This is a genomic window from Devosia sp. YR412 (genome assembly GCF_900110945.1).
Taxonomy (GTDB): domain Bacteria; phylum Pseudomonadota; class Alphaproteobacteria; order Rhizobiales; family Devosiaceae; genus Devosia.
The window spans coordinates 192932-213739 of record NZ_FOFL01000005.1; the positions used below are offsets into that span (position 1 = coordinate 192932).

At 61.7% G+C, this 20808-nt stretch carries 22 protein-coding genes; 7 read left to right on the forward strand and 15 right to left on the reverse strand.

Features of this window, described 5'->3' with window-relative positions; translation table 11 throughout:
* The first annotated feature begins 3 nt into the window (after positions 1 to 3).
* The 6 genes from BM045_RS16325 (at position 4) to BM045_RS16350 (ending at position 5470) form a co-directional block, all read left to right on the forward strand.
* On the forward strand, positions 4 to 1326 hold the full coding sequence (locus tag BM045_RS16325; RefSeq protein ID WP_092185159.1) for a DNA polymerase IV: 1323 nt from the start codon (positions 4 to 6) through the stop codon (positions 1324 to 1326).
* Entirely contained in the window at positions 1323 to 1781 is a 459-nt protein-coding gene (locus tag BM045_RS16330) for a RidA family protein (RefSeq protein WP_092185160.1), read from the forward strand. Before BM045_RS16325 ends, BM045_RS16330 begins: the two co-directional genes overlap by 4 nt.
* A gap of 71 nt (positions 1782 to 1852) precedes the next feature.
* Complete coding sequence (locus tag BM045_RS16335; RefSeq protein ID WP_170848550.1) at positions 1853 to 2614, forward strand: glycerophosphodiester phosphodiesterase family protein; 762 nt, start codon at positions 1853 to 1855, stop codon at positions 2612 to 2614.
* Positions 2615 to 2743: 129 nt separating this feature from the next.
* Positions 2744 to 3871, forward strand: a complete 1128-nt coding sequence (locus BM045_RS16340) for a GNAT family N-acetyltransferase (RefSeq protein ID WP_244523031.1) — start codon at positions 2744 to 2746, stop codon at positions 3869 to 3871.
* Positions 3872 to 3925: 54 nt separating this feature from the next.
* On the forward strand, positions 3926 to 5050 hold the full coding sequence (locus BM045_RS16345) for a hypothetical protein (RefSeq protein ID WP_092185170.1): 1125 nt from the start codon (positions 3926 to 3928) through the stop codon (positions 5048 to 5050).
* Positions 5051 to 5053: 3 nt separating this feature from the next.
* Positions 5054 to 5470: an HIT family protein gene (locus BM045_RS16350; RefSeq protein WP_092185171.1), complete on the forward strand. Its 417-nt coding sequence runs from the start codon at positions 5054 to 5056 to the stop codon at positions 5468 to 5470.
* Here BM045_RS16350 and BM045_RS19335 read toward each other — a convergent pair.
* Genes BM045_RS19335 through proS form a run of 4 tightly spaced genes read right to left on the reverse strand, consistent with a single transcriptional unit; the run spans position 5467 to position 9002 of the window.
* The gene (locus tag BM045_RS19335) at positions 5467 to 5595 is read right to left on the reverse strand and encodes a hypothetical protein (protein WP_280139480.1); all 129 of its coding nucleotides are present in this window, start codon (positions 5593 to 5595) and stop codon (positions 5467 to 5469) included. The genes BM045_RS16350 and BM045_RS19335 overlap by 4 nt on opposite strands.
* Entirely contained in the window at positions 5592 to 6278 is a 687-nt protein-coding gene (locus BM045_RS16355) for an ABC transporter ATP-binding protein (RefSeq protein WP_092185173.1), read from the reverse strand. The genes BM045_RS19335 and BM045_RS16355 overlap by 4 nt, the downstream gene beginning before the upstream one ends.
* Positions 6271 to 7593, reverse strand: a complete 1323-nt coding sequence (locus tag BM045_RS16360) for an ABC transporter permease (protein WP_092185225.1) — start codon at positions 7591 to 7593, stop codon at positions 6271 to 6273. The genes BM045_RS16355 and BM045_RS16360 overlap by 8 nt, the downstream gene beginning before the upstream one ends.
* Positions 7594 to 7652: 59 nt before the next feature.
* Entirely contained in the window at positions 7653 to 9002 is a 1350-nt protein-coding gene (proS, locus tag BM045_RS16365) for a proline--tRNA ligase (RefSeq protein ID WP_092185174.1), read from the reverse strand.
* A 326-nt stretch (positions 9003 to 9328) separates the two neighbouring features.
* On the opposite strand from proS, the gene BM045_RS16370 reads away from it, so the two are divergent.
* Entirely contained in the window at positions 9329 to 9658 is a 330-nt protein-coding gene (locus BM045_RS16370) for an MmcQ/YjbR family DNA-binding protein (RefSeq protein ID WP_092185175.1), read from the forward strand.
* On the opposite strand, the gene BM045_RS16375 is transcribed toward BM045_RS16370, so the two are convergent.
* From BM045_RS16375 to nuoH, 11 genes are all read right to left on the reverse strand, one after another.
* Complete coding sequence (locus BM045_RS16375) at positions 9655 to 10131, reverse strand: hypothetical protein (protein WP_092185176.1); 477 nt, start codon at positions 10129 to 10131, stop codon at positions 9655 to 9657. The two genes, BM045_RS16370 and BM045_RS16375, sit on opposite strands and share 4 nt — an antisense overlap.
* Positions 10132 to 10188: 57 nt before the next feature.
* Positions 10189 to 10437 (reverse strand): DUF1467 family protein, encoded by a 249-nt coding sequence (locus tag BM045_RS16380; protein ID WP_092185178.1) that lies wholly within the window; start codon positions 10435 to 10437, stop codon positions 10189 to 10191.
* 115 nt (positions 10438 to 10552) lie between these two features.
* A complete protein-coding gene (locus tag BM045_RS16385) occupies positions 10553 to 12226 on the reverse strand; it encodes a ribonuclease J (RefSeq protein WP_092185179.1) in 1674 nt (557 codons plus the stop codon).
* Between the two features lie 73 nt (positions 12227 to 12299).
* The gene (locus tag BM045_RS16390; protein WP_092185180.1) at positions 12300 to 13127 is read right to left on the reverse strand and encodes a biotin--[acetyl-CoA-carboxylase] ligase; all 828 of its coding nucleotides are present in this window, start codon (positions 13125 to 13127) and stop codon (positions 12300 to 12302) included.
* Positions 13128 to 14579 carry an NADH-quinone oxidoreductase subunit NuoN gene (nuoN, locus tag BM045_RS16395; protein WP_092185181.1) on the reverse strand — a complete coding sequence of 484 codons (1452 nt, stop codon included), beginning with the start codon at positions 14577 to 14579 and terminating at the stop codon, positions 13128 to 13130.
* Between the two features lie 4 nt (positions 14580 to 14583).
* Complete coding sequence (locus BM045_RS16400) at positions 14584 to 16158, reverse strand: NADH-quinone oxidoreductase subunit M (RefSeq protein ID WP_092185182.1); 1575 nt, start codon at positions 16156 to 16158, stop codon at positions 14584 to 14586.
* Positions 16158 to 18263, reverse strand: a complete 2106-nt coding sequence (gene nuoL / locus BM045_RS16405) for an NADH-quinone oxidoreductase subunit L (protein WP_092185183.1) — start codon at positions 18261 to 18263, stop codon at positions 16158 to 16160. Before nuoL ends, BM045_RS16400 begins: the two co-directional genes overlap by 1 nt.
* Before the next feature lie 9 nt (positions 18264 to 18272).
* Positions 18273 to 18581, reverse strand: a complete 309-nt coding sequence (gene nuoK / locus BM045_RS16410; protein ID WP_092185227.1) for an NADH-quinone oxidoreductase subunit NuoK — start codon at positions 18579 to 18581, stop codon at positions 18273 to 18275.
* A 15-nt stretch (positions 18582 to 18596) separates the two neighbouring features.
* Positions 18597 to 19205 carry an NADH-quinone oxidoreductase subunit J gene (locus BM045_RS16415; RefSeq protein ID WP_092185185.1) on the reverse strand — a complete coding sequence of 203 codons (609 nt, stop codon included), beginning with the start codon at positions 19203 to 19205 and terminating at the stop codon, positions 18597 to 18599.
* A gap of 11 nt (positions 19206 to 19216) precedes the next feature.
* Positions 19217 to 19705 carry an NADH-quinone oxidoreductase subunit NuoI gene (gene nuoI / locus BM045_RS16420; RefSeq protein WP_092185187.1) on the reverse strand — a complete coding sequence of 163 codons (489 nt, stop codon included), beginning with the start codon at positions 19703 to 19705 and terminating at the stop codon, positions 19217 to 19219.
* On the reverse strand, positions 19705 to 20802 hold the full coding sequence (gene nuoH / locus BM045_RS16425; RefSeq protein WP_092185188.1) for an NADH-quinone oxidoreductase subunit NuoH: 1098 nt from the start codon (positions 20800 to 20802) through the stop codon (positions 19705 to 19707). The genes nuoI and nuoH overlap by 1 nt, the downstream gene beginning before the upstream one ends.
* Positions 20803 to 20808 lie beyond the last annotated feature (6 nt).

Genomic DNA, 20808 nt, shown 5'->3' on the forward strand with positions numbered 1-20808 from the left:
CTGATGGCGCTCGACTGGCTCTGCCGCGACTGCCTGGCCCATGCCTCGAGCACAATCGTGCCCGCGCGCTGCCCGAGCTGCGGCTCGCCGCGCCTGCGCAGCCACGAAGAGCTGTTTGCCCTCTCCATCGCCCATGTCGATTGCGACGCCTTCTATGCCTCGGTCGAAAAGCGCGACGACCCAAGCCTGCGCGACAAGCCGCTGATCATCGGCGGCGGCACGCGCGGTGTGGTTTCCACCTGCTGCTACATCGCGCGCCAATCCGGCGTCCGCTCGGCCATGCCGATGTTCAAGGCGCTGCAGCTCTGCCCCGACGCCGTGGTGCTGAAACCCAACATGGCCAAATATGTCGCCGTCAGCCGGCAGATCCGCACCTATATGGACGCGCTGACGCCTCTGGTCGAACCACTCTCCATCGACGAAGCCTTCCTCGACCTCTCCGGCACCCAGACCCTGCACAAGGCGCCACCTGCCCTGGTGCTGGCTCGCTTTTCAAAAGCCATCGAGACCGAGGTCGGCGTCTCCATCTCCGTCGGTCTCAGCCACAACAAGTTCCTCGCCAAGACCGCCTCCGACCTCGACAAGCCGCGCGGCTTCGCCGTCATCGGCGCGGCCGAAACCATCGCGTTCCTGGCGCCAAAGCCGATCAGCCTGATTTATGGCGTCGGCAAGGTGTTTGCCGAGACCCTGCGCAAGGATGGGCTCGTGACCATCGGGCAATTGCAGGATGAGCCACCGGAAAACCTGATGCGCCGCTATGGCGAGACCGGTGCGCGACTGGCCCGCTTGGCCCGCGGCGAGGACAGCCGCCGCATTTCCAGCGACAGCGAGATGAAGACCATCTCCTCGGAAACCACCTTCAACACCGACATTTCCAGCATGGAAGAGCTCTCCACCCAGCTGCTGCAGGTCACCGAGCGCCTGTCGGAACGCCTCAAGGCAAAAAATGTCGTCGGCGACACGGTGACGCTGAAACTCAAATCGGCCGGTTTCCGCTTGCGTACGCGCGCCCGGCACCTGATGATCCCCACGCAGCTGGCCAATGTGATCTATGAGACCGGCCTGTCGCTGCTCGAACGCGAAATCGACGGCACCGCTTTCCGGCTGATTGGAATCGGTGTTTCGGGTATCGATACCGCCGATGGCAGCGATCCGGCCGATTTGCTGGAACCGGCCATTGCGCGAAAAGCTGCGGCCGAACGGGCCATGGATCGCGTGCGCAACCGTTTCGGTCGCGAAGCGGTCGTGCGCGGCAAGCTATATAAACAAAAGCCGGCGACCATGCCGGCAGAAGACATCGACCAGAACGAAGGCAAGACCAGATGACCAGTCCGATCGAAAAGCTCCGTGAATATGGCTACGAACTGCCCGCGCCCAAGGCGCCCGTGGCCAGCTATGTGCCGGTCACCCGGACCGGTAACATCATGTATGTCTCCGGCCAGATCTCGGCCGATGCCAATGGCGTGGTCACCGGCCTGCTTGGCGACAATATGAATGTCGTCCAGGGTGGCAATGCCGCCGAACTGGCTGCGCTCAACGTGTTGAGCCAGATCGTCCACATGGGCGGCGTGCCGCTCGAAGAGATCAAGCGTATCCTCAAAGTTACGGTTCTCGTCGCCTCGACCCCCGATTTCACCGAACAGCATCTGGTGGCCAATGGCTGCTCCAACCTTTTGGTCGGCGTGCTGGGCGACAAGGGCAAGCACGCCCGCGCAGCCTTCGGCGTCGCCTCCCTGCCCTTCGGCGCAGCCGTCGAGATCGAGGCCGTCGTCGAAGTTTAGGCCCGGCCTGACTGCAACACGATCGTCACACAACGGTGCCAATGAGGCCCCTTCAACACGATGAGGCCAGCATGACCGACACCCTGTTTCCCGATCCGATTGCCCATCGTGGCCTGCATGACCGCGCCAAGGGCGTGATCGAAAATTCGGCCAGCGCCTTCGAAGCCGCCATTGCCGGCGGCTTCGCCATCGAATGCGACGTGCAGCTCACCGCCGATGGCGTGCCGGTGATTTTCCACGACGACGACATGCAGCGCCTTCTCGGGCTAGACGGCGCCGTGGCCGATGTCGCTGCGAGCACCATCACTTCGACGCCCCTGCTCGACAGCGCTGCCAAGGATTGCCCGCAGAAGTTCACCGACTTTCTCGTCCAGATCGCCGGTCGTGCCCTGCTGCAGATCGAGCTGAAGCACCAGCGCGATGCGCATGGCACCCAGCTCTTGGCTCGCTCGGTCGCCGAACTGCTCAAGACCTATGAGGGCCCGACCACCGTCGAATCTTTCGATCCCAACCTGCTCACCGCCATCCGCCAGTTCGGCTTCACCGGCCCGCGCGGCATCATCACCTATGATTATGAGCAGAAGGATTGGGACACTCATCTCAACGAGCAGCAACGCTACACCCTGCGCCACCTGCTGCATTGGCATGAGACCCAGTTCGACTTCATCTCCTGCCACGACAAGGCCCTGCAGCTGCCCGCCATCATCTTCTGGCGCGCCCTGGGCAAGCCTGTCACGGCCTGGACCATCCGCAGCCAGGCCGAAGCCGACGCGGCCCGGCCTTTCGTCGATCAGATCGTCTTCGAAGGTTTTGCGCCCGCCAAATCTGCGTGATTGCCTGCGCGGGAAACCTTACAATGGCGAGCGAAGCGTCCTATCTTGGGGGACGCTTCCTTTCCGCCCGGACATGCCTTGGCCGACCAGCCCACATCGCGCGCCACCATCCATCCCAGCACCGCCGGCATATCGGCCGAGGTGTGGAACAGCCTTGTCCCGTCCACCGATGGCGTGACGGATAACCCCTTCCTCGACCACGCCTTTTTCCTGGCGCTGGAAGAGTCTGGCTGCGCCACGGCCAAGACCGGCTGGCAGCCGCAGCATATCCTGCTGAGCGACGACGATGACCAGCCGCTGGGCCTGATGCCGCTGTTCCTGAAATCCCATTCCATGGGCGAATATGTCTTCGACCACGGCTGGGCAGATGCGCTGGAGCGGGCCGGCGGCAGCTATTATCCCAAGCTGCAATGCTCTGTTCCTTTCACTCCGGCCACGGCGCCCAAGTTGCTGGTGCCCAGCGGCGACCTGGCGATCGAAGCGGCCCTGCTGTCGACGGCCCAGCAACTGGCCGTCCAACGCAATGCCTCCTCGGTCCACGCCACCTTCGTGCCCGAAGCCGAGGCCGTGCAGACCGAAGCGCTGGGCTGGCTGCGGCGTGTGGACACGCAGTTCCACTGGCACAACCAAGGCTTTGCCAGCTTTGACGATTTTCTCGAAACCCTCTCGTCGCGCAAGCGCAAGACCATCAAGCGCGAGCGGCGCGATGCTTTGGCCGATGGCCTGACCGTCAAATGGCTCAGCGGCAAGGATCTGCGCGAAGAGCATTGGGACGCGTTCTACGATTTCTACGAGGATACCGGCGCCCGCAAATGGGGCCGGCCCTATCTCAATCGCAAGTTCTTCTCGCTGCTGAACGAATCAATGGCCGACCGCATCGTGCTGATGCTGGCCTATGATGGCCCGACACCAATCGCGGGGGCGATCAACTTTGTCGGCAAGGACCGCATCTTCGGCCGCAACTGGGGCTGCACCCGCGACGTGCCCTTCCTGCATTTCGAGCTCTGCTACTACCAGGCGATCGACTATGCCATCGAGCACAAGCTTGCCGTGGTGGAAGCGGGCGCCCAGGGCGAGCACAAGCTGGCGCGCGGCTATGCCCCCGCCACCACCTATTCCGTGCACTGGCTGGCCCACCCCGGCCTGCGCGAGGCCGTTGCCGATTATCTCGAGCACGAGCGGGCTTCGGTAGAGCATAGCCAGGACGTGCTGGAACACTACACGCCCTTCCGCAAGGGCGAGCGGACTGACCGCTGAGGCGTGGCACTATCGCCACTTTCCCCGTCCGGCCAAGCTCGCTAAGGAAAGACCATGATCTGGGACATCGTCATCTTCCTGCTACAGGCCGTTTTCGTCTTCGTCATCTCGACGGCGCTGTTCGATGCCTTCCACTGGCTGCTGCACCGCTGGGAGAGCTCGTCCAGCCCGCTGCTGCGCAAATTCTCGTCCTGGCACTGGGTGCACCACAAATTTTTGGGCTTGGATATGCAGATCAACCCGGCCTATGCCCGGGCCAATATCTGGTTTCACATCCTGCCCGAATACCTGACCTCGATGGTCGGCACGTTGATCTTCCTGGTGATCTTTCCCTGGCCGGTCATTGCGGCCGTCGCAGCGCTGCGCACCGTCATGCTGGTGATGACGCTGCGCGAGGAAGGTCTGGACTATAACCACATGTCGATGGATCGCGTTGGCGGCCAGCAGGGCCTGCTCTGGGTGGGCAACAATTACCACGCGATGCACCACGTCTATCCGCACAATTTCTTCTCGTCCTTTGCCAATATTTTCGACCTGATCTTCGGCACCACCTGCCAGATCGAGGGCCGCAAATTCCTGGTCACCGGCGCCGGTGGCGCCTTTGGTTCAGCCATGGTGGAAAAGCTCACCAAGCTCGGCGGCATAGTGGAAACCGCCAAGTCCGGCGTCGATTTCACCGCCGGCAATTACGCGCCAATGCGCGAAAAACTCGAGCGCGCCGATGTTCTGATCCTGTCGCATGGCGCCAAGAGCGAAGATTGCTGGAATGCCAACAACGTCACCTTCCGTGAGCTGACCGAGCTCTTCACCGAAATGGGCAAGACGCGCCTGGCGCCGCCGGAAGTCTGGGCCCTGGGCTCGGAGGTCGAATTCCACGGCGACATGGGCATGGACGAGCTGAAGGCCTATTCCGCCTCAAAGCGCGCCTTCGCCCTGCGCGCCCGCGACTATTACCGCTCCGATGCGCTGATCTACCGCCACATCGTGCCCTCGAGCTTCACCTCGGCCATGGGCAAGGGCGCCATGAGTGCGGCGACCGCCGTCAGCATCGCGCTGTTCTTCATCCGCCGTGGATTCCGCTACGTGCCGGTTACCCTGACCGGGCTGGCCGTGCTCAACTATTTCCGCTTCCGATTCTTCCAGAAAGCCGAAGCAGACCTGTCCCAGCCGGCGGAGTGAACCATGAGCTACGATCCATCCAATATCTTCGGCAAGATCCTGCGCGGCGAAATCCCGGCCCACAAGGTCTATGAGGACGATGTCGCGCTGGTGATGATGGACATTTTCCCGCAGTCGCGCGGGCATGTGCTGGTCATTCCCAAGGCCGCTTCGCGCAACCTGCTCGATGCCGATCCGGCAGCGCTCTCAGCGGTCATCCCGCTGGTGCAGCAGGTCGCCAAGGCGGTCAAGCATGTGACCGGCGCCGATGGCATCCGCCTCGCCCAGTTCAACGAAGCGCCGGCCGGGCAGACGGTGTTTCACCTGCATTTCCACGTCATACCCGTCTATGAGGGCGTGGCGCTGGGCAGCCATGGTGGCGGCAAGGCCGATGATGCCGAACTGGCAGTCCTGGCCAAGGATATCGCCGCCGCGCTTTAATGCGTTCGGCTGCCCTTCATGGTCAGCAGTGCGACAATAGCCATTGTTCCGATGATCATCAGCAGGGTCATGGTGTCATTCTCCTCGATGCGGAGAATGACTATGCGCCCATTCCGTTCGATCACAAAGTGTGGTCGACGACCAGGCCACCCCTGAGCGTCACGATGCGGTCGGCCCGCCGCGCCAGATCGTGGTTATGCGTGGCGATCAGCGCCGCCGCACCCTCGTTCTTGATCAGATTGGCCAGCGCGCCAAAGACGATGTCGCTGGTCTCGGGATCGAGATTGCCGGTTGGCTCGTCGGCGAGGATCACCTTGGGATGATTGGCCGCAGCGCGGGCAATCGCCACGCGCTGCTGCTCGCCACCCGATAGCTCGGCCGGCCGATGGCTGGCGCGCTGGGCGATGCCCAGCAGGTCCAGCAACTCCATCGAGCGCTTGTCGGCCTCGGCCGGCGACTTCCCGGCAATCAGCTGCGGCATCGAGACATTTTCGAGCGCGGTGAATTCGGGCAGCAGGTGGTGGAACTGGTAGACATAGCCCACGGTCGAGCGGCGCAATTGCGTGCGGCCGCGATCGCCCAGCTTGCTGGTCGGAATGCCGATGATTTCCACCTCGCCGCCCTGCGGGCTTTCCAGCAGGCCGGAGAGATGCAGCAGCGTCGACTTGCCGGCCCCCGATGGCGCCACCAGCGCCACCAGCTCGCCGCTGTTGACGGTCAGGTTGGCCGCTTCGAGCACGCGGACGATCTTGTCGCCCTCCCCGTAATGCCGGTGGACGTCGCTCAGAACCAGATGAGGCTTACTCATAACGCAGGGCCTCTACCGGATCATATTGGGCGGCGCGCCAGGCCGGATAAAGCGTCGCAAGGAAGCTCAGCCCCAGCGCCAGACAGACCACGACGGTCACTTCCATCGGATCGGTCTTGGACGGCAGCGACGACAGGAAAAACACTTCCGGCGGGAAGATCGCCACGCCCAGCGTATTGGACAGGAAAGACCGCATTGCTTCGGCATTGGAGGCGACGATCAGCCCCAGCGCCACACCACTCAGTGTGCCAATAACGCCAATGGTCGTGCCGGTGATCGAAAATATGCGCATGATCGCGCCGCGCGTCGCGCCCATGGTGCGCAACACGGCGATATCCGAACTCTTGTCCTTCACCAGCATGATCAAGCTGGAGATGATGTTGAAGGCTGCGACGAGAATGATCATCGAGAGGATGGTGAACATCACCACGCGCTCGACCTGCAGCGCCGAGAAAAAGGTCTCATTCCGCTGCTGCCAGTCGGTCAGGATCAACGGCCGGCCAGCCGGATCGCTCTGCAGCCGCTGCCGCATCACGGCAATATCGTCGGGATCGTCGATGAAGATTTCGGCGGCAGAGACGCGGCCGATCTGGTCATAATATTCTGCCAGCTGCTCATTGGTCAGCGGCGGATCAAGCGGCCCGAGCACCGGCAACTCCATGCCCGGCTTGAGCACCTCATCGAACATCTTGAAATAGTCCTGCGCCGGCGCGAGCGGCATGTAGATGAACAGGCTATCGAATTCGACCATGCCCAGGTCAAAGATCACGGTGACCGGATAGCTGCGCACTTGCACGGTCGAGCCAAACGGCGTCATCGCCCCATCGGGATTGATCAGCTTGATCTGATCGCCCAGCGACACGCCAAGCGTCTGCGCGAGGCGATAGCCAATGGCCACGCCATTGCCCGCATCCCACTGGTCCCAGCCGCCCTGTTCGGCAGAATTATAAAGCAGCTTGAGCTTCTTGAGGTTTTCCTCATCCATGCCGCGCACCGAAGCGCCGGTGGAACTGCCCTGCCCCGAAGCCAGCACCTGACCTTCGACGAAATAGACGGCAAAATCGACGCCATCGATCTGCTCGATCGAGGCGACGGCGTCCTTGTAGTCGGTGAATTCGCGCTCGATCGGATAGGCGGTGAAATGCCCGTTGAGCCCAAGGATCTTGGTCAGCAATTCGGCGCGAAAGCCATTCATCACCGACATGACGACGATCAGCGTGGCGACGCCGATGGCCACGCCCACCATGGTCAGGCTGGCGATCACCGAAATGAACGCCTCCTTGCGCCGGGCGCGCAGATAGCGCCCTGCAATCATCCATTCAAAGCGCGAGAAGGCGCGCGTGCCCTTGTTCAGCAGAGGCGACGCCGTATCGGTCAAATGTCGGTCTTTCGCTGGGGTTCGATTAGGCTCTTGAGCCGGGCGACGGCATCGGCGATCGGCAGCGTTTCGCGCTCGCCGCTCTTGCGATGCTTGATCTCGGCTTCGCCCGAGGCCAGGCCACGCGGCCCGAGGATGATCTGATAGGGAATGCCGATCAGGTCCGCCGTGGTGAACTTTGCACCGGCACCCTGGTCACGGTCATCATAGAGCATGTCGAGACCAGCGGCGTTGAGCTCGGCGTAGAGCTTTTCGCAAGCCGCATCGACCGCGGCATCGCCGGCCTTGAGGTTGATCAGCACGGCCTCAAAAGGCGCAACGGAAACCGGCCAGACAATGCCTGAATCGTCGTGGAAGGCCTCGATCAAGGCCGGCACCAGACGCGACGGCCCGATGCCGTAAGAGCCCATATGCACGACGGTTTCCTTGCCATCCTGGCCGGTGACACTGGCCTTCATGGGTTCGGAATACTTGGTGCCGAAGTAGAAAATATGGCCAACTTCGATGCCGCGTGCCGAAACCCGGAATTCTTCCGGTACGGCCGCTTCATATTCGCCCATATCGACCATGTCTTCGGTCGCGGCATAGAGCGAGGTCCAGTCATTGAAGATCGGATTGAGGTCGCCGCGGAAGTCGGTGTCCTGGGCCGGAATCGGCTTGTCGAGCAGGCGGCGGTCGCAGAACACGGCGCTTTCGCCGGTATCAGCCAGCACGATCCACTCATGGCTGAGATCGCCACCGATCGGGCCGGTATCGGCGCGCATCGGAATGGCGGTCAGGCCCATGCGGGCATAGGTGCGCAGGTATGCCACGAACATGCGCTCATAGGCGGCGACGGCGGCTTCCTTGGTCAGATCGAAGGAATAAGCATCCTTCATCAGGAATTCGCGGCTGCGCATGGTGCCGAAGCGCGGACGCACCTCGTCGCGGAACTTCCACTGAATATGGTAAAGGTTGAGCGGCAGGTCCTTGTAGGACTTCACATAGGTGCGGAAGATGTCGGTGATCATCTCCTCATTGGTCGGGCCATAGAGGAATTCGCGCTCGTGGCGGTCCTCGATGCGCAGCATTTCCTTGCCATAGGCGTCATAGCGCCCCGACTCGCGCCACAGGTCGGCAGACTGGATCGTCGGCATCAGCAGCTGCACCGCACCAGCGCGATTCTGCTCTTCTTCGATGATCTTCTGCACCTTCATCAGCACTTTGTAGCCGAGCGGCAGCCAGGAATAGAGGCCGGAGGCCTGCTGGCGGATCATGCCGGCGCGCAGCATCAGGCGATGCGAGACGATCTCGGCTTCCTTGGGCACGTCGCGCAGCACAGGCAGGAAATAGCGAGACAGGCGCATGGGAAACTCCGGGAACAGTCCGAGACTCGAGGCTTTTGTTGATGCCCACTCAAATCCTGTTCGTCCATCCGATGCAAGCATGGAAGGCATGCAGAATCTGCGTGACAGGGTGAAATCTTGTTGTTAGGGTCCGTGACAATAAAGCACAGGCGGTTACAAGCCGCCGGACGTCGACAACGTCAAGGGAGGAGCGTTGGCTGCCGCTGCATAGCGTGCCTAAGACCAGCGTATTGTCGATCAAACTCAATAATGCGGGGCCAACGTGCCCCGCTTTTTTGTTTCTGGTTCAGGCTATATTCGACCGGCATGATTGGAAAGGTACGGTAATGGCGGATGCGGCAGACCTCAGACGCATGGCTCTCGCCCTGCCCGGCACCAGCGAAGCCGCCCATTTCGACCGCGCCGCTTTCAAGGTCGACCGCATCTATGTCACGCTGGCCGCCGATGGGCTGACCGCCAATATCAAATTCACCCCGGACGAGCAGGATTTTAAATGCCAGCTGGCGCCGGAGGTGTTTGCGCCAGTCGACAATGCCTGGGGCACGCAGGGCTGGACGGTTCTTACGCTGGCGACGGCAAGCCAGGATGATCTGCGCATGGCGCTTGGTATGGCCCATGTCCACGCCCAGGGCACCAAGAAGCGCAAGCGCGCCTAGCGCGCACAGCCTTCCAGGAAACCGTCGAGCACCGGCACGATATTGTCGGTGGCAAAGCGGTGGCTGCGGCCATCGTATGAAATGTGGATCGGCTGCTCGGCGTCACGCGCCGTGGCGATGAACTCGCGCAGGCGCGCTTCCTCCGACGTGTCGATCACCACGGTGCGCTCGCCATCGACATTGTCGTAATAGCCGGCGAGTTCGGCGAACACATCGTTATCCACCACGGCGGTCACGGCAACATCGGGAAAATCCTCGTCGCCTTTCCGGGCATCCTGATCGGTAAACACCAGCATCTGGATATCGTCGGGATATTCATTGTCGCAATAGAACTGCAATTCGACCGCATCAAGCTTGTCGGCCTGGAAGGCCACATGGCTCCAGGTCTTCTTGGTGTCGGAACTATTGAGGTCCCAGGCGAGTGCCGGCGAGGTCGCCAACAAAGCCGCAGCAAGCCAGATCATCCGCTTCATCGATTTCCCCCACATGGATAACCCAAGCTAGCGATGAAATCGGCTCAACTGTGGCGCTCAGCGATTCCAGTAGTGATGCAGCGTTTCGTTGGAGAGGCCCCAGAATAGCAGCAGGGTCATGACGATCGCCACGCCCGTGGCCAGCAGGAACTTGTAGAGCAAGCGCGGCTTGCCCGGTGCGCCGGGATCGGTACCGGCCACCACCTCGCCCAGCTCGGCCTGGCTGCGATTGCCGATCGGCGCTACGGCGACGAAACTCAGCCACCAGACGACGAAGAACACAGCGATCATCGAGCCGATTTGCATGGGCTTTCCTCTTCAATAACGCCCCTTCAATACGCCGACGGGCATTTCCGCGAAAGCAGAAATGCCCGTCTCGAATTGACGCAGTGGTGATCGCTCAGACGCGGTCGCGATCTGGTTAGACGCGGTGCACGAAGACCGAAACGTTGGGCTTGCGCCCCCAATAGGCGTTGACCTCGTTGCGGATTGCCTTGAACAGCGCCGAGTTCAGCACTTCGGTATCGCTGCGGCGCTTGGGCGGCATCGACTTAATGACGCCGGCGACGGTATCTTCCACCAGCTCACCCAGCGACTCGTCTTCGGTCTCGGGCAGGCCTTCGATCACCAGATCCGGACCCGACACCACCTGGCCGCTGCCATTGACGCAGAGGCTGACCACGACATGACCACCAAACGACAGGCGGCGGCGACCCTTGACGCCGGATTCTTCCGGCGTGCAGAGCACGAGACCATCGAGATAGAGTTCGCCGGTGCGCACTTCGGCCGGGAAGGCGAGTGGCTCGGGGAACAGGCGCACCATGTCGCCATTGCGGGCGTCGATGACATTGGCAATACCGGCTTCGCGGCCCAGCTTGGCATGGGCCTGCAGATGGGTGGCTTCGCCATGCACCGGCACCAGCACTTCCGGGTTGAGCCAGGAATAGAGCTTGCGCAGCTCTTCGCGACGCGGGTGACCGGTGACATGCACCAGGCCGTCATTGGCGGTGATGACTTCCACGCCCTTGTCGATCAGCATGTTCTGGATGTCGATGACTTCGCGCTCATTGCCCGGAATGGCCCAGGACGAGAAGATCATCCGGTCGCCGGCATTGAGGTCGATCACCGGATGCTCGCCACGGGCGATACGGGCGATGGCGGCGCGCGCCTCGCCCTGCGATCCGGTGCAGATCAGCACGATCTTATTGCGGGCGATGGACTTGTAGGCATCCTGGTCGAGCAGCGGCGGCAGGCCTTCGAGCATGCCCAGTTCGCGGGCAATGCCCATGATACGGTGCAGCGAGCGACCCGACATCACCACCTGGCGCCCGGCCTTCTCGGCAGCGCGGACGATGGAGATGACGCGACCGACGTTGGACGCAAAGGTCGTGACGGCAACGCGGTTGGGCGACTCGGCGATCATCGCCGCGAGGTTCGCTGCGACTTCGGCTTCACTGGGGCTTTCGCCATCCTTGAGCGCATTGGTCGAGTCGCAGATCAACGCCAGCGGGGTGGACCGGTCCTGACCGATGGCTTGCAGGCGCGCCACGTCGGTCGGCGCATTGCCGACCGGGGTCGGATCGAGCTTCCAGTCACCGGTATGGAGCACGCGGCCGATCGGGGTGGAAATCAGCAGCGCGTTGGATTCGGGGATCGAGTGGGCGACATTGATCGCTTCGATGGTGAAGGGGCCAAGCTCGAAGGGCTTGCCCGGGCGCATGATGGTGATGTCGACATTTTCGACAATGCCGTCGCCCGCCCGCTTGGCCGCCAGCATGGCGGCGGTGAAGGGCGTGCAGAACACCGGCTTCTCAAAGCCTGGCCAGAGGTCAAGCACGGCGCCGTAGTGGTCTTCGTGGCTATGGGTCAGGATCAGGCCCAGCACGTCATCGGCGCGCTCTTCCAGAAATTCCGGATTGGCCATGATCAGCTCGATGCCCGGCAGGTCCGGTCCGCCGAAGGTCACGCCGCAGTCGACGACGATCCACTTGCGCGACTTTTCCGGGCCGAAGCCATAGGCGCCCATGTTCATGCCGATTTCGCCAACGCCGCCGAGCGGTACGAAGACGAGTTCATCCCTTTGGTTTTTAGCCATGGGTCAATTCAGTCCTTTCGAGCGCAACGCCGGGTCGATCTTTGGTCGCCGGTCGCCTGCGCAGTAGTGATGGTCAGCTTCGGGCGCTGGCCGTTGCCCCAAAATGCACGTCACCCGCGGTAATGGCGATGCGACGGTTGTCGTCGGAACGGACGATCAGGCGTCCGTCGTCGTCGATGGTTTCAAAAATGCCACGCAGCACTTCGCCGTTCTGGTTGACCGCGACAGGTGCGCCGATGCCGGCCGCAGAGGCGCGCCAATGCTTGAGCACATCGCCAATGCCACGACCATCGTCCCAGAGTCCAAAGGTTTCGACCCAAGCGTCGCTCAGCGCCTCGAAAACCGCCGCGGCATCGCGCCTCACGCCGAGCGCGGTCAGGCTGGTCGCCGGATAGGGCAGCCCCTCGGGCGCCGCAACGGCATTGACGCCAAAGCCGATCGCCACGGCATGCCGACCATCGGGCAATTTGCTGGCTTCCAGCAGAATGCCGGCCAGCTTGGCGCCGTCGGCCAAAACGTCATTGGGCCATTTGAGCGCGATGCGGCCGCCATTGAGCGAATCCGCGCCGTCGATGCCAATCTTGACGAGGCCATTCGGCAGGATTTTGGAAAGTGCCCGGTTGAGCGACACACCGGCGACAAAGCCTAATGTTGCTGCAGCGGTCGGATCGCTGTCCGGGACGATCAGCAGGGTCGCGGCGAGATTGCCATGCGGGCTCTCCCACTGGCGACCGCGACGCCCCCTGCCCGCGGTCTGCTGCAGCGCGGCAAACCACAAGCCGCCGGCATCGCCGGCAGCCGCTGCAACCAGCGCTTCGCTATTGGTCGAGCCGATGGAGTCATAGCCGCGCAGCCGGTAGCCGGCCGCGCGTGCTGTTGGTCCTAGGCTAAAGCCCGTCACCTAGAACAGGCTTCCCGCGGCGGTATGCGCGAAATTCGCCAGTGGACCGCCGACCGTGAAGTAGTAGGTCACGACGAGGAAGCCTGCGACGCCCATGATGATATTGAGCTCGGCCGGCACGACCTCAAAGTCGCGCACGGGCTCGTCGAAATACATCACCTTGACCACGCGCAGGTAGTAGAAGGCGCTGACCGCCGAGGCCAGCACGCCGATCACCGCCAGCACATAGAGCTGGGCATCGATGGCGGCGAGGAAGGCATGCCACTTGGCAAAGAAACCAGCCAGCGGCGGCATGCCGATCAGCGAGAACATGATGATCGCCATCACTGCCGCCACGAAGGGCCGCTTCTGCGCGGCACCCGCCAGCTCGTCGATGGTTTCGACGGCGCCATTCTCGGTGCGCAGCGACAACAGGCATGCGAACAAGCCAACCGTCATCGCCACATAGATCGCCATATAGATTGCAACGCCTTCGACGCCGACCTGCGTGCCGGACGACAGGCCGACCAAAGCAAAGCCCACATGGCCAATCGACGAATAGGCTATCAGTCGCTTGATCGACTTCTGGCCGATGGCGGCAAAGGCAGCCAAGACCATGGAGGCAATCGACAGGAAGATCACGACCTGCTGCCAGTCGCTGGTAATGCCCTGGAACGTGTCCATCACCAAGCGCACCATCAGCGCCATGGCGGCGACCTTGGGTGCGGTGGCAAAGAAGGCGGTGACCGGGGTCGGCGCGCCTTCGTAAACGTCCGGCGTCCACATGTGGAACGGCACGGCCGAGATCTTGAATGCAACGCCGGCCAGCAGGAACACCATGCCAAAGATCAGACCGATGGAACGGCCCTCGTCCGCGATGGCAACGACGATGTCCTGCAGATTGGTATGGCCGGTGAAGCCATAGACCATGGAAGCGCCATAGAGCAGCATGCCCGAGGACAGTGCGCCCAGAACGAAATACTTGAGGCCCGCTTCCGTCGCCCGGCTGTCATCGCGCTTGATGGCGGCGAGAACATAAAGCGACAGCGACTGCAGCTCGAGCCCGACATAAAGGCTCATCAGGTCATTGGCCGACACCATGGCCATCATGCCTAGCGTCGCCAGCAGTACGAGGATGGCATATTCGAACTTATGCGTGCCGTTTTCCTCGGCGCGCGGCAGGGCCAGCATCAGCGCAAAGGCCGAACCGCCCAGCACCAGGACCTTCATGAAGCGGGCAAAGCTGTCGGCGATGAACACGCCATTGAACAGCACGCCTTCGGCCGGTGCGAACAGCACCAGCGCACCAACCACGAGCAGCAGCAACACGGCGCCATAGGACACCAGCAGCGACTTTTCCTTGTTGACCACGACACCGATCAGCAAAAGCACGATGGCGCCAATGGCCAGCAGCATTTCCGGATAGGCCGGAGCCAGGCTCGCGAAATCTGTAACGTCTGAGTTCACGGGCATTCTCCTAGTGGGCAGCAGGCTCGACCGCCGGTGCTTCTTCAGCAGCGGCAACCGGTTCGGCGTGAGAAAGCGGCGCCTGGGCATCGGCCAGCGACACGGCCGGGTCGAGGCCAACCGACGTCGCATAGTGGGATACGAGATTATCGACTGCCGCGGCCGTCGTATCGAGGATCGGCGACGGATAGAAGCCGAAGACGATCGTCAAAACGATCAGCGGGTAGAGAATGACCTTCTCGCGCAGGTTGAGATCGAGGATGCCCATGAGGCTATCCTTGGTCAGTGCGCCGAAGATCACCCGGCGATACAGCCACAGCGCATAGCCGGCCGACAGGATCACGCCGAAGGCCGCGCCGAAGCCGACCCAGGTGTTGACCTGGAACACGCCCATCATAGTGAGGAATTCGCCGACGAAGCCCGACGTGCCCGGCAGGCCGACATTGGCCATGGTGAAGACCATGAAAGCGAAGGCATAGCGCGGCATGCGCTCGACCAGACCGCCATAGGCCGAGATCTCACGGGTATGCATGCGATCGTAGATCACGCCGACGCAGAGGAACAGCGCGCCCGAGACGATACCATGGCTCAGCATCTGGAACATGGCGCCCTGGATGCCCAGCGCATTGCCGGCAAAGATACCCATGGTGACAAAGCCCATGTGCGCCACCGACGAATAGGCGATCAGCTTCTTGATATCGGTCTGCACCAACGCGATCAGCGAGGTGATGATGATGGCGGCGACCGAAAGGAAGAAGACGATATTGGCGAACTGTGCCGAAGCATCCGGAAACATTGGCAGCGAGAAGCGCAGGAAGCCGTAACCGCCTAGCTTGAGCAGGATGGCGGCCAGGATCACCGAACCAGCGGTCGGCGCCTGAACGTGCGCTTCCGGCAGCCAGCGATGGAAGGGCCACATCGGCATCTTGACGGCGAGCGAGGCAAAGAACGCCCACCACAGCCAAGGCTGCCAGCTCTCGGGGAAGTCGTGGGTGAGAAGACGCGAAATGTCGGTGGTGCCGGCATTCCAATACATGGCCATGATGGCCAACAGCATCAGCACCGAGCCGACGAAGGTGTAGAAGAAGAATTTGTAGCTGGCGGCGATACGCTTGGCGCCGCCCCAGATGCCAATGATCAGGAACATCGGCAGCAGCGTGCCTTCGAAGAAGACGTAGAACATCGCCAGATCGAGCGTGGTGAACACGCCAATCATCAGCGTCTCGAGGATCAGGAATACGATCATGTATTCCTTGAGACGGTTGTCGACTTCCCAACTGGCCAGCACGGCAAACGGCATCAGCAGTGCCGTCAGCACCACGAAGAGCACCGAAATGCCGTCGACGCCGACGCGATAGCCGATGGTGTCGCCGATCCAGGGAAAGTTGACGACGAACTGGAAGCCCGCATTGGACGGATCGAAGCTCTGCCACATGGCTAGCGACAGCGCAAAGGTCACCAGCGTGATCGCAAAGGCGAGCCAGCGAATGGTGTCGATCGCCTGCTTGGGCGTCAGCAGCAGCGCCACGGCGCCGGCAAACGGCAACCAGGTGAGGACTGTAAGAATGGTATTGTCGAAGGTCATCAGATCAGTCCCCCGGCCGCAATGGCCCAGGTCAGCAGTGCCGCAATGCCGATCAGCATGGCGAAGGCATAATGGTAGAGGTAGCCGGACTGGAGCTTGACGACCCAGGACGTCACATTTTGCACCCGGCGGCCGAGGCCTTCGGACAGCGTCTCGTCGATCAGCCAGTCATCGAAGCCCTTCCACAAGGCGCGTCCAACCCAGAGAGCGGGCTTGACGAAGATCGTGTTGTAGAGCTCGTCGAAATACCATTTGTTGAGCAGGAACTGGTAGAGACCAGGGTTCTGCGCAGCAATCCTGCCCGGCATTTCGGGGCGGCGGATATACATGATGTAGGCCGTACCCGCGCCGATCAGCATGGCAATCGTGGCGCTCCACTTCACCCACAGCGGCACGTGATGGGCAGCTTCGATGATCTCGTGATCAACCACGAGCGCACCGGCGAAGAAGTGTTCGATATGCTCCACGTCGTGGAAGAACATGCCGTAGAACACCGCACCAGCCAGCACTGCGCCGACGGCCAGCACATAGAGCGGGATCTGCATCACCTTGGGCGGCTCATGGGCATGGTCATAGGCCGAGCCATGATCGTGGTGACCATGATCGTCATGGGCACGGGCCGCATGATCGTGCAGCGGCTCGTCGTGGCTGTCGCCATCATGCGCCACCACATCATGACCATGGCCATGCTGCGCATCGCGCGGCGAACCGTGGAAGGTCAGGTGGATCAGGCGCCAGGAGTAGAAGCTGGTGAAGAGAGCGGCGATGACCAGCAGCCAGAAGGCGAACATGCCGGTATTGCCGCCGACCGCATAGGCCGCCTCGATGATCGAGTCCTTGGAGAAGAAGCCGGCAAAGCCGAGGAATTCCGAACCCGGAATGCCCACGCCGGTTAGCGCCAGCGTGCCGATCAGCATCATGGCATAGGTGACCGGGATCTTCTTGCGAAGCCCGCCCATGTTACGCATGTCCTGCTCGTGATGCATGGCGTGGATCACCGCGCCGGCGCCCAGAAACAGCAGGGCCTTGAAAAAGGCATGCGTGAACAGGTGGAACACACCGGCCGAATAGGCCCCTGCCCCCAGCGCCACGAACATGTAGCCGAGCTGCGAACAGGTCGAGTAAGCGATGACGCGCTTGATGTCGTTCTGCACAAGGCCAACCGTCGCCGCGAAGAAGGCGGTGATGGCACCAATGACCAGAACTACGGTCAAAGCGAAGGGCGAGGTCTCGAACAGCGGCGACAGGCGCGCCACCATGAACACGCCGGCCGTCACCATGGTCGCAGCATGGATCAGCGCCGACACGGGGGTCGGGCCTTCCATGGCGTCCGGCAGCCAGGTGTGCAGCAGGAACTGCGCCGACTTGCCCATGGCACCCATGAACAGCAGCAGGCAGATCACTGTCATCGCGTCGAGCTGGAAGCCGAGGAAGTTCATGATCGGCAGGCCGGTGGTCGACAATTCGTTGGCGGCATGGAAGGCGCCATCGAAGTCGATATGGCCCAGCACCATGAAGGCGCCGAAAATGCCCAAGGCAAAGCCGAAGTCGCCGACACGGTTGACGATGAAAGCCTTCATCGCCGCGGCCGTTGCCGATGGCTTGGTGTACCAGAAGCCGATCAGCAGATAAGACGCGAGACCCACGCCTTCCCAGCCGAAGAACATCTGCAGGAAATTATCCGCCGTGATCAGCATCAGCATGGCGAAGGTGAAGAGCGACAGATAGGCGAAGAACCGGTTGCGATGCGGATCGTCGGCCATATAGCCGATCGAATAGACATGCACCAAGGCCGACACCGTATTGACCACGACCAGCATGATGGCGGTCAGCGTATCGACGCGCAGCACCCAGCGCAGGTCCATGTCGCCGACCTGGATCCAGCGCATAACCTCGATCTTGAGCACGGCGGTATGGCCGTCGATCGCAGCGCCCATCAGCCCGCCGCCAAAGGCGACCGGCAGGAAGACGACCCAGCTCAGCACCGCTGCGATCAGCAGCAGGCCCGTGGTGATATATTCGCTCGGACGGTGGCCGATGGTGCGGCCCAGCAGCCCCGCGATCAGCGCGCCGACCAGGGGCAGGAAAACAATCGCTTGAATCATAGCGGTCTTCTAGCCCTTCAACTGGTTGACGTCTTCAACTGCGATCGAGCCGCGGTTGCGATAGTAAATAACGAGGATGGCGAGACCGATGGCGGCCTCGGCAGCCGCCACGGTCAGGATCAGCAGCGCGAAGATCTGCCCCTGCAGATCGTTCAGCACGGCGCTGAAGGCGACCATGTTGAGATTGACCGCAAGCAGGATCAATTCCACCGACATCAGGATGACGATGATATTCTTGCGGTTGATGAAAATGCCGAACACGCCGAGCGTGAACAGAATGGCTGCTACGGTCAGGTAGTGACCGAGCTCGATACCCAAGCCCATGTTTGCCTCCTACAGCCCTTGACCGCTTTTGACTTTGACCACTTCCAGCGTCTCGGATGGCCGGCGGGCCACCTGATCGATTGGGTTCTGGCGTTTGACGTTTGTCTTGTGGCGCAGCGTCAGCACGATGGCGCCGATCATGGCAACCAAAAGCACGGCGGCAGCGCCTTGGAACAGGAAGATATAGCGCGTGTAGAGCACCAGCCCGATGGCGCGCATATTGTCGGTCCCGACCTCGATCGGCAGGCCCGAACCGGATGCCGCTTCAGGCGAAACCACAAAGCTTCCGGCCAAGAGCAGCAACTCGAGCAGCAGGATCACACCCACCACGACACCAACAGGCGCATACTGGAGGAACCCGGAGCGCAGCGAGGTGAAATCGACATCGAGCATCATCACGACGAAGAGGAACAGCACCGCCACGGCGCCGACATAGACGACGATCAGCAGCAGGGCGAGGAATTCAGCGCCGGCCAGCATGAACAGACCCGACGCATTGAAGAAGGCCAGGATCAGGAACAGCACGGCATGCACGGGATTGCGCGCCGAGATGACCATGACCGCCGAGGCAACCAGGATCGCCGCGAACAGGTAGAAGAAGAATAGTGGAAGGGTCATACTCTTCCCTCTCAGCGATACGGCGCGTCAGCGGCGAGGTTGGCGGCGATTTCACGCTCCCAACGATCACCGTTGGCGAGGAGCTTCTCTTTCGAGAAATACAGCTCTTCACGCGTTTCGGTTGCAAATTCGAAGTTCGGGCCTTCGACGATGGCGTCCACCGGGCAGGCTTCCTGGCAGAAGCCGCAATAGATGCACTTCACCATGTCGATGTCATAGCGCACGGTGCGGCGGGTGCCGTCATTTTGGCGCGGGCCAGCTTCGATGGTGATAGCCTGGGCCGGGCAGATGGCTTCGCACAGTTTGCAGGCAATGCAGCGCTCTTCGCCATTGGGATAGCGGCGCAGCGCATGCTCACCGCGGAAGCGCGGCGACACATGACCCTTTTCGAAGGGGTAGTTGATGGTCGGCTTGGGCGAGAAGAAATAGCGCATGGTCAGGAAGAAGGCTTTCACCAGCTCCGTGAGCAGCAGCGTATTGACGAACTGGGCGGCGCGCATCAAGCCATCCCTCCATGCCAGCCCCAGCCCGTGAGCATCAGGACGAATGCAACTATGACGACCATGATCAGCGACAGCGGCAGGAACAGCTTCCAGCCAATGCGCATCAGCTGGTCGTAGCGGTACCGCGGCACGATGGCCTTGGCCATGGCGAACATGAAGAACACCATGCTGACCTTGATGACGAACCACACCACGCCCGGAATCCAGGTGAAGGGCGGCAGGTCGATCGGCGATGCCCAGCCGCCCAGGAACAGGACGGTGGTCATGGCGCACATCAGCAGGATCGAGATGTACTCGCCCAGCATGAACAACATGTAGGGCGTTGCCGAATATTCCGTCATGAAGCCGGCAACGAGTTCGGATTCACCTTCCGCCAGATCGAAGGGCGGGCGGTTGGTCTCGGCCAGGGCCGAGATATAGAAGATCACGAACATCGGGAACAGCGGCAGCCAGAACCAGTTGAGGAACGACAGCCACGGCACGCCCAGCATATGGGCCAGGCCCATTTCCTGCTGCGCCATCACGATATCGGAAAGGTTCAGCGAGCCGACGCAGAGAAGCACGGTGATGATGACGAGGCCGATCGAGACTTCGTAGGACACCATCTGCGCGGCGGAACGGAGCGAGCCGAGGAAGGGGTACTTCGAGTTGGATGCCCAGCCGCCGATGATCACGCCATAGACGCCGAGCGACGAAATGGCGAGGAGGTAGAGGATGCCGAGGTTGATATCGGCAATCACCAGCCCTGCCCCGACCGGCACCACGGCCCAGCCGGTCAGCGCCAGCGTTGCCGTCAGCAGCGGCGCCAACAGGAACAGCACCTTGTCGGAGCCGCCCGGAATGATCGGCTCCTTGAGCGCGAACTTCAGCAGGTCGGCGAAGGACTGCAGCAGGCCGAACGGACCCACCACGTTGGGACCACGGCGCATCTGCACGGCAGCCCAAATCTTGCGGTCGGCCAGCAGGATGAACGCCGTGAAGATCAGCAGCGCGACGAGCAGCAGCAAGGCCTTGTAGACAAACCCCACCTGCACACCCCATCCAAGGATGGGAATGCCCAGCAGGTAGTCGAGAGCGGAGGTAATAAAGTCCATTATACT

Bases quoted from the DNA above. Each gene is read 5' to 3' on its own strand.
- nuoH (WP_092185188.1), bottom strand. From the start codon at position 20,802: ATGGACTTTATTACCTCCGCTCTCGACTACCTGCTGGGCATTCCCATC.
- BM045_RS16385 (WP_092185179.1), bottom strand. From the start codon at position 12,226: ATGGCTAAAAACCAAAGGGATGAACTCGTCTTCGTACCGCTCGGCGGC.
- BM045_RS16360 (WP_092185225.1), bottom strand. From the start codon at position 7,593: ATGATTGCAGGGCGCTATCTGCGCGCCCGGCGCAAGGAGGCGTTCATT.
- BM045_RS16335 (WP_170848550.1), top strand. From the start codon at position 1,853: ATGACCGACACCCTGTTTCCCGATCCGATTGCCCATCGTGGCCTGCAT.
- BM045_RS16415 (WP_092185185.1), bottom strand. From the start codon at position 19,205: ATGACCCTTCCACTATTCTTCTTCTACCTGTTCGCGGCGATCCTGGTT.
- BM045_RS16350 (WP_092185171.1), top strand. From the start codon at position 5,054: ATGAGCTACGATCCATCCAATATCTTCGGCAAGATCCTGCGCGGCGAA.
- nuoI (WP_092185187.1), bottom strand. From the start codon at position 19,705: ATGCGCGCCGCCCAGTTCGTCAATACGCTGCTGCTCACGGAGCTGGTG.
- BM045_RS16375 (WP_092185176.1), bottom strand. From the start codon at position 10,131: ATGAAGCGGATGATCTGGCTTGCTGCGGCTTTGTTGGCGACCTCGCCG.
- BM045_RS16325 (WP_092185159.1), top strand. From the start codon at position 4: ATGGCGCTCGACTGGCTCTGCCGCGACTGCCTGGCCCATGCCTCGAGC.
- BM045_RS16355 (WP_092185173.1), bottom strand. From the start codon at position 6,278: ATGAGTAAGCCTCATCTGGTTCTGAGCGACGTCCACCGGCATTACGGG.
- BM045_RS16380 (WP_092185178.1), bottom strand. From the start codon at position 10,437: ATGCAAATCGGCTCGATGATCGCTGTGTTCTTCGTCGTCTGGTGGCTG.
- BM045_RS16345 (WP_092185170.1), top strand. From the start codon at position 3,926: ATGATCTGGGACATCGTCATCTTCCTGCTACAGGCCGTTTTCGTCTTC.
- BM045_RS16330 (WP_092185160.1), top strand. From the start codon at position 1,323: ATGACCAGTCCGATCGAAAAGCTCCGTGAATATGGCTACGAACTGCCC.
- BM045_RS16370 (WP_092185175.1), top strand. From the start codon at position 9,329: ATGGCGGATGCGGCAGACCTCAGACGCATGGCTCTCGCCCTGCCCGGC.
- nuoL (WP_092185183.1), bottom strand. From the start codon at position 18,263: ATGATTCAAGCGATTGTTTTCCTGCCCCTGGTCGGCGCGCTGATCGCG.
- proS (WP_092185174.1), bottom strand. From the start codon at position 9,002: ATGCGCCTGTCTCGCTATTTCCTGCCTGTGCTGCGCGACGTGCCCAAG.
- BM045_RS16400 (WP_092185182.1), bottom strand. From the start codon at position 16,158: ATGACCTTCGACAATACCATTCTTACAGTCCTCACCTGGTTGCCGTTT.
- nuoN (WP_092185181.1), bottom strand. From the start codon at position 14,579: ATGCCCGTGAACTCAGACGTTACAGATTTCGCGAGCCTGGCTCCGGCC.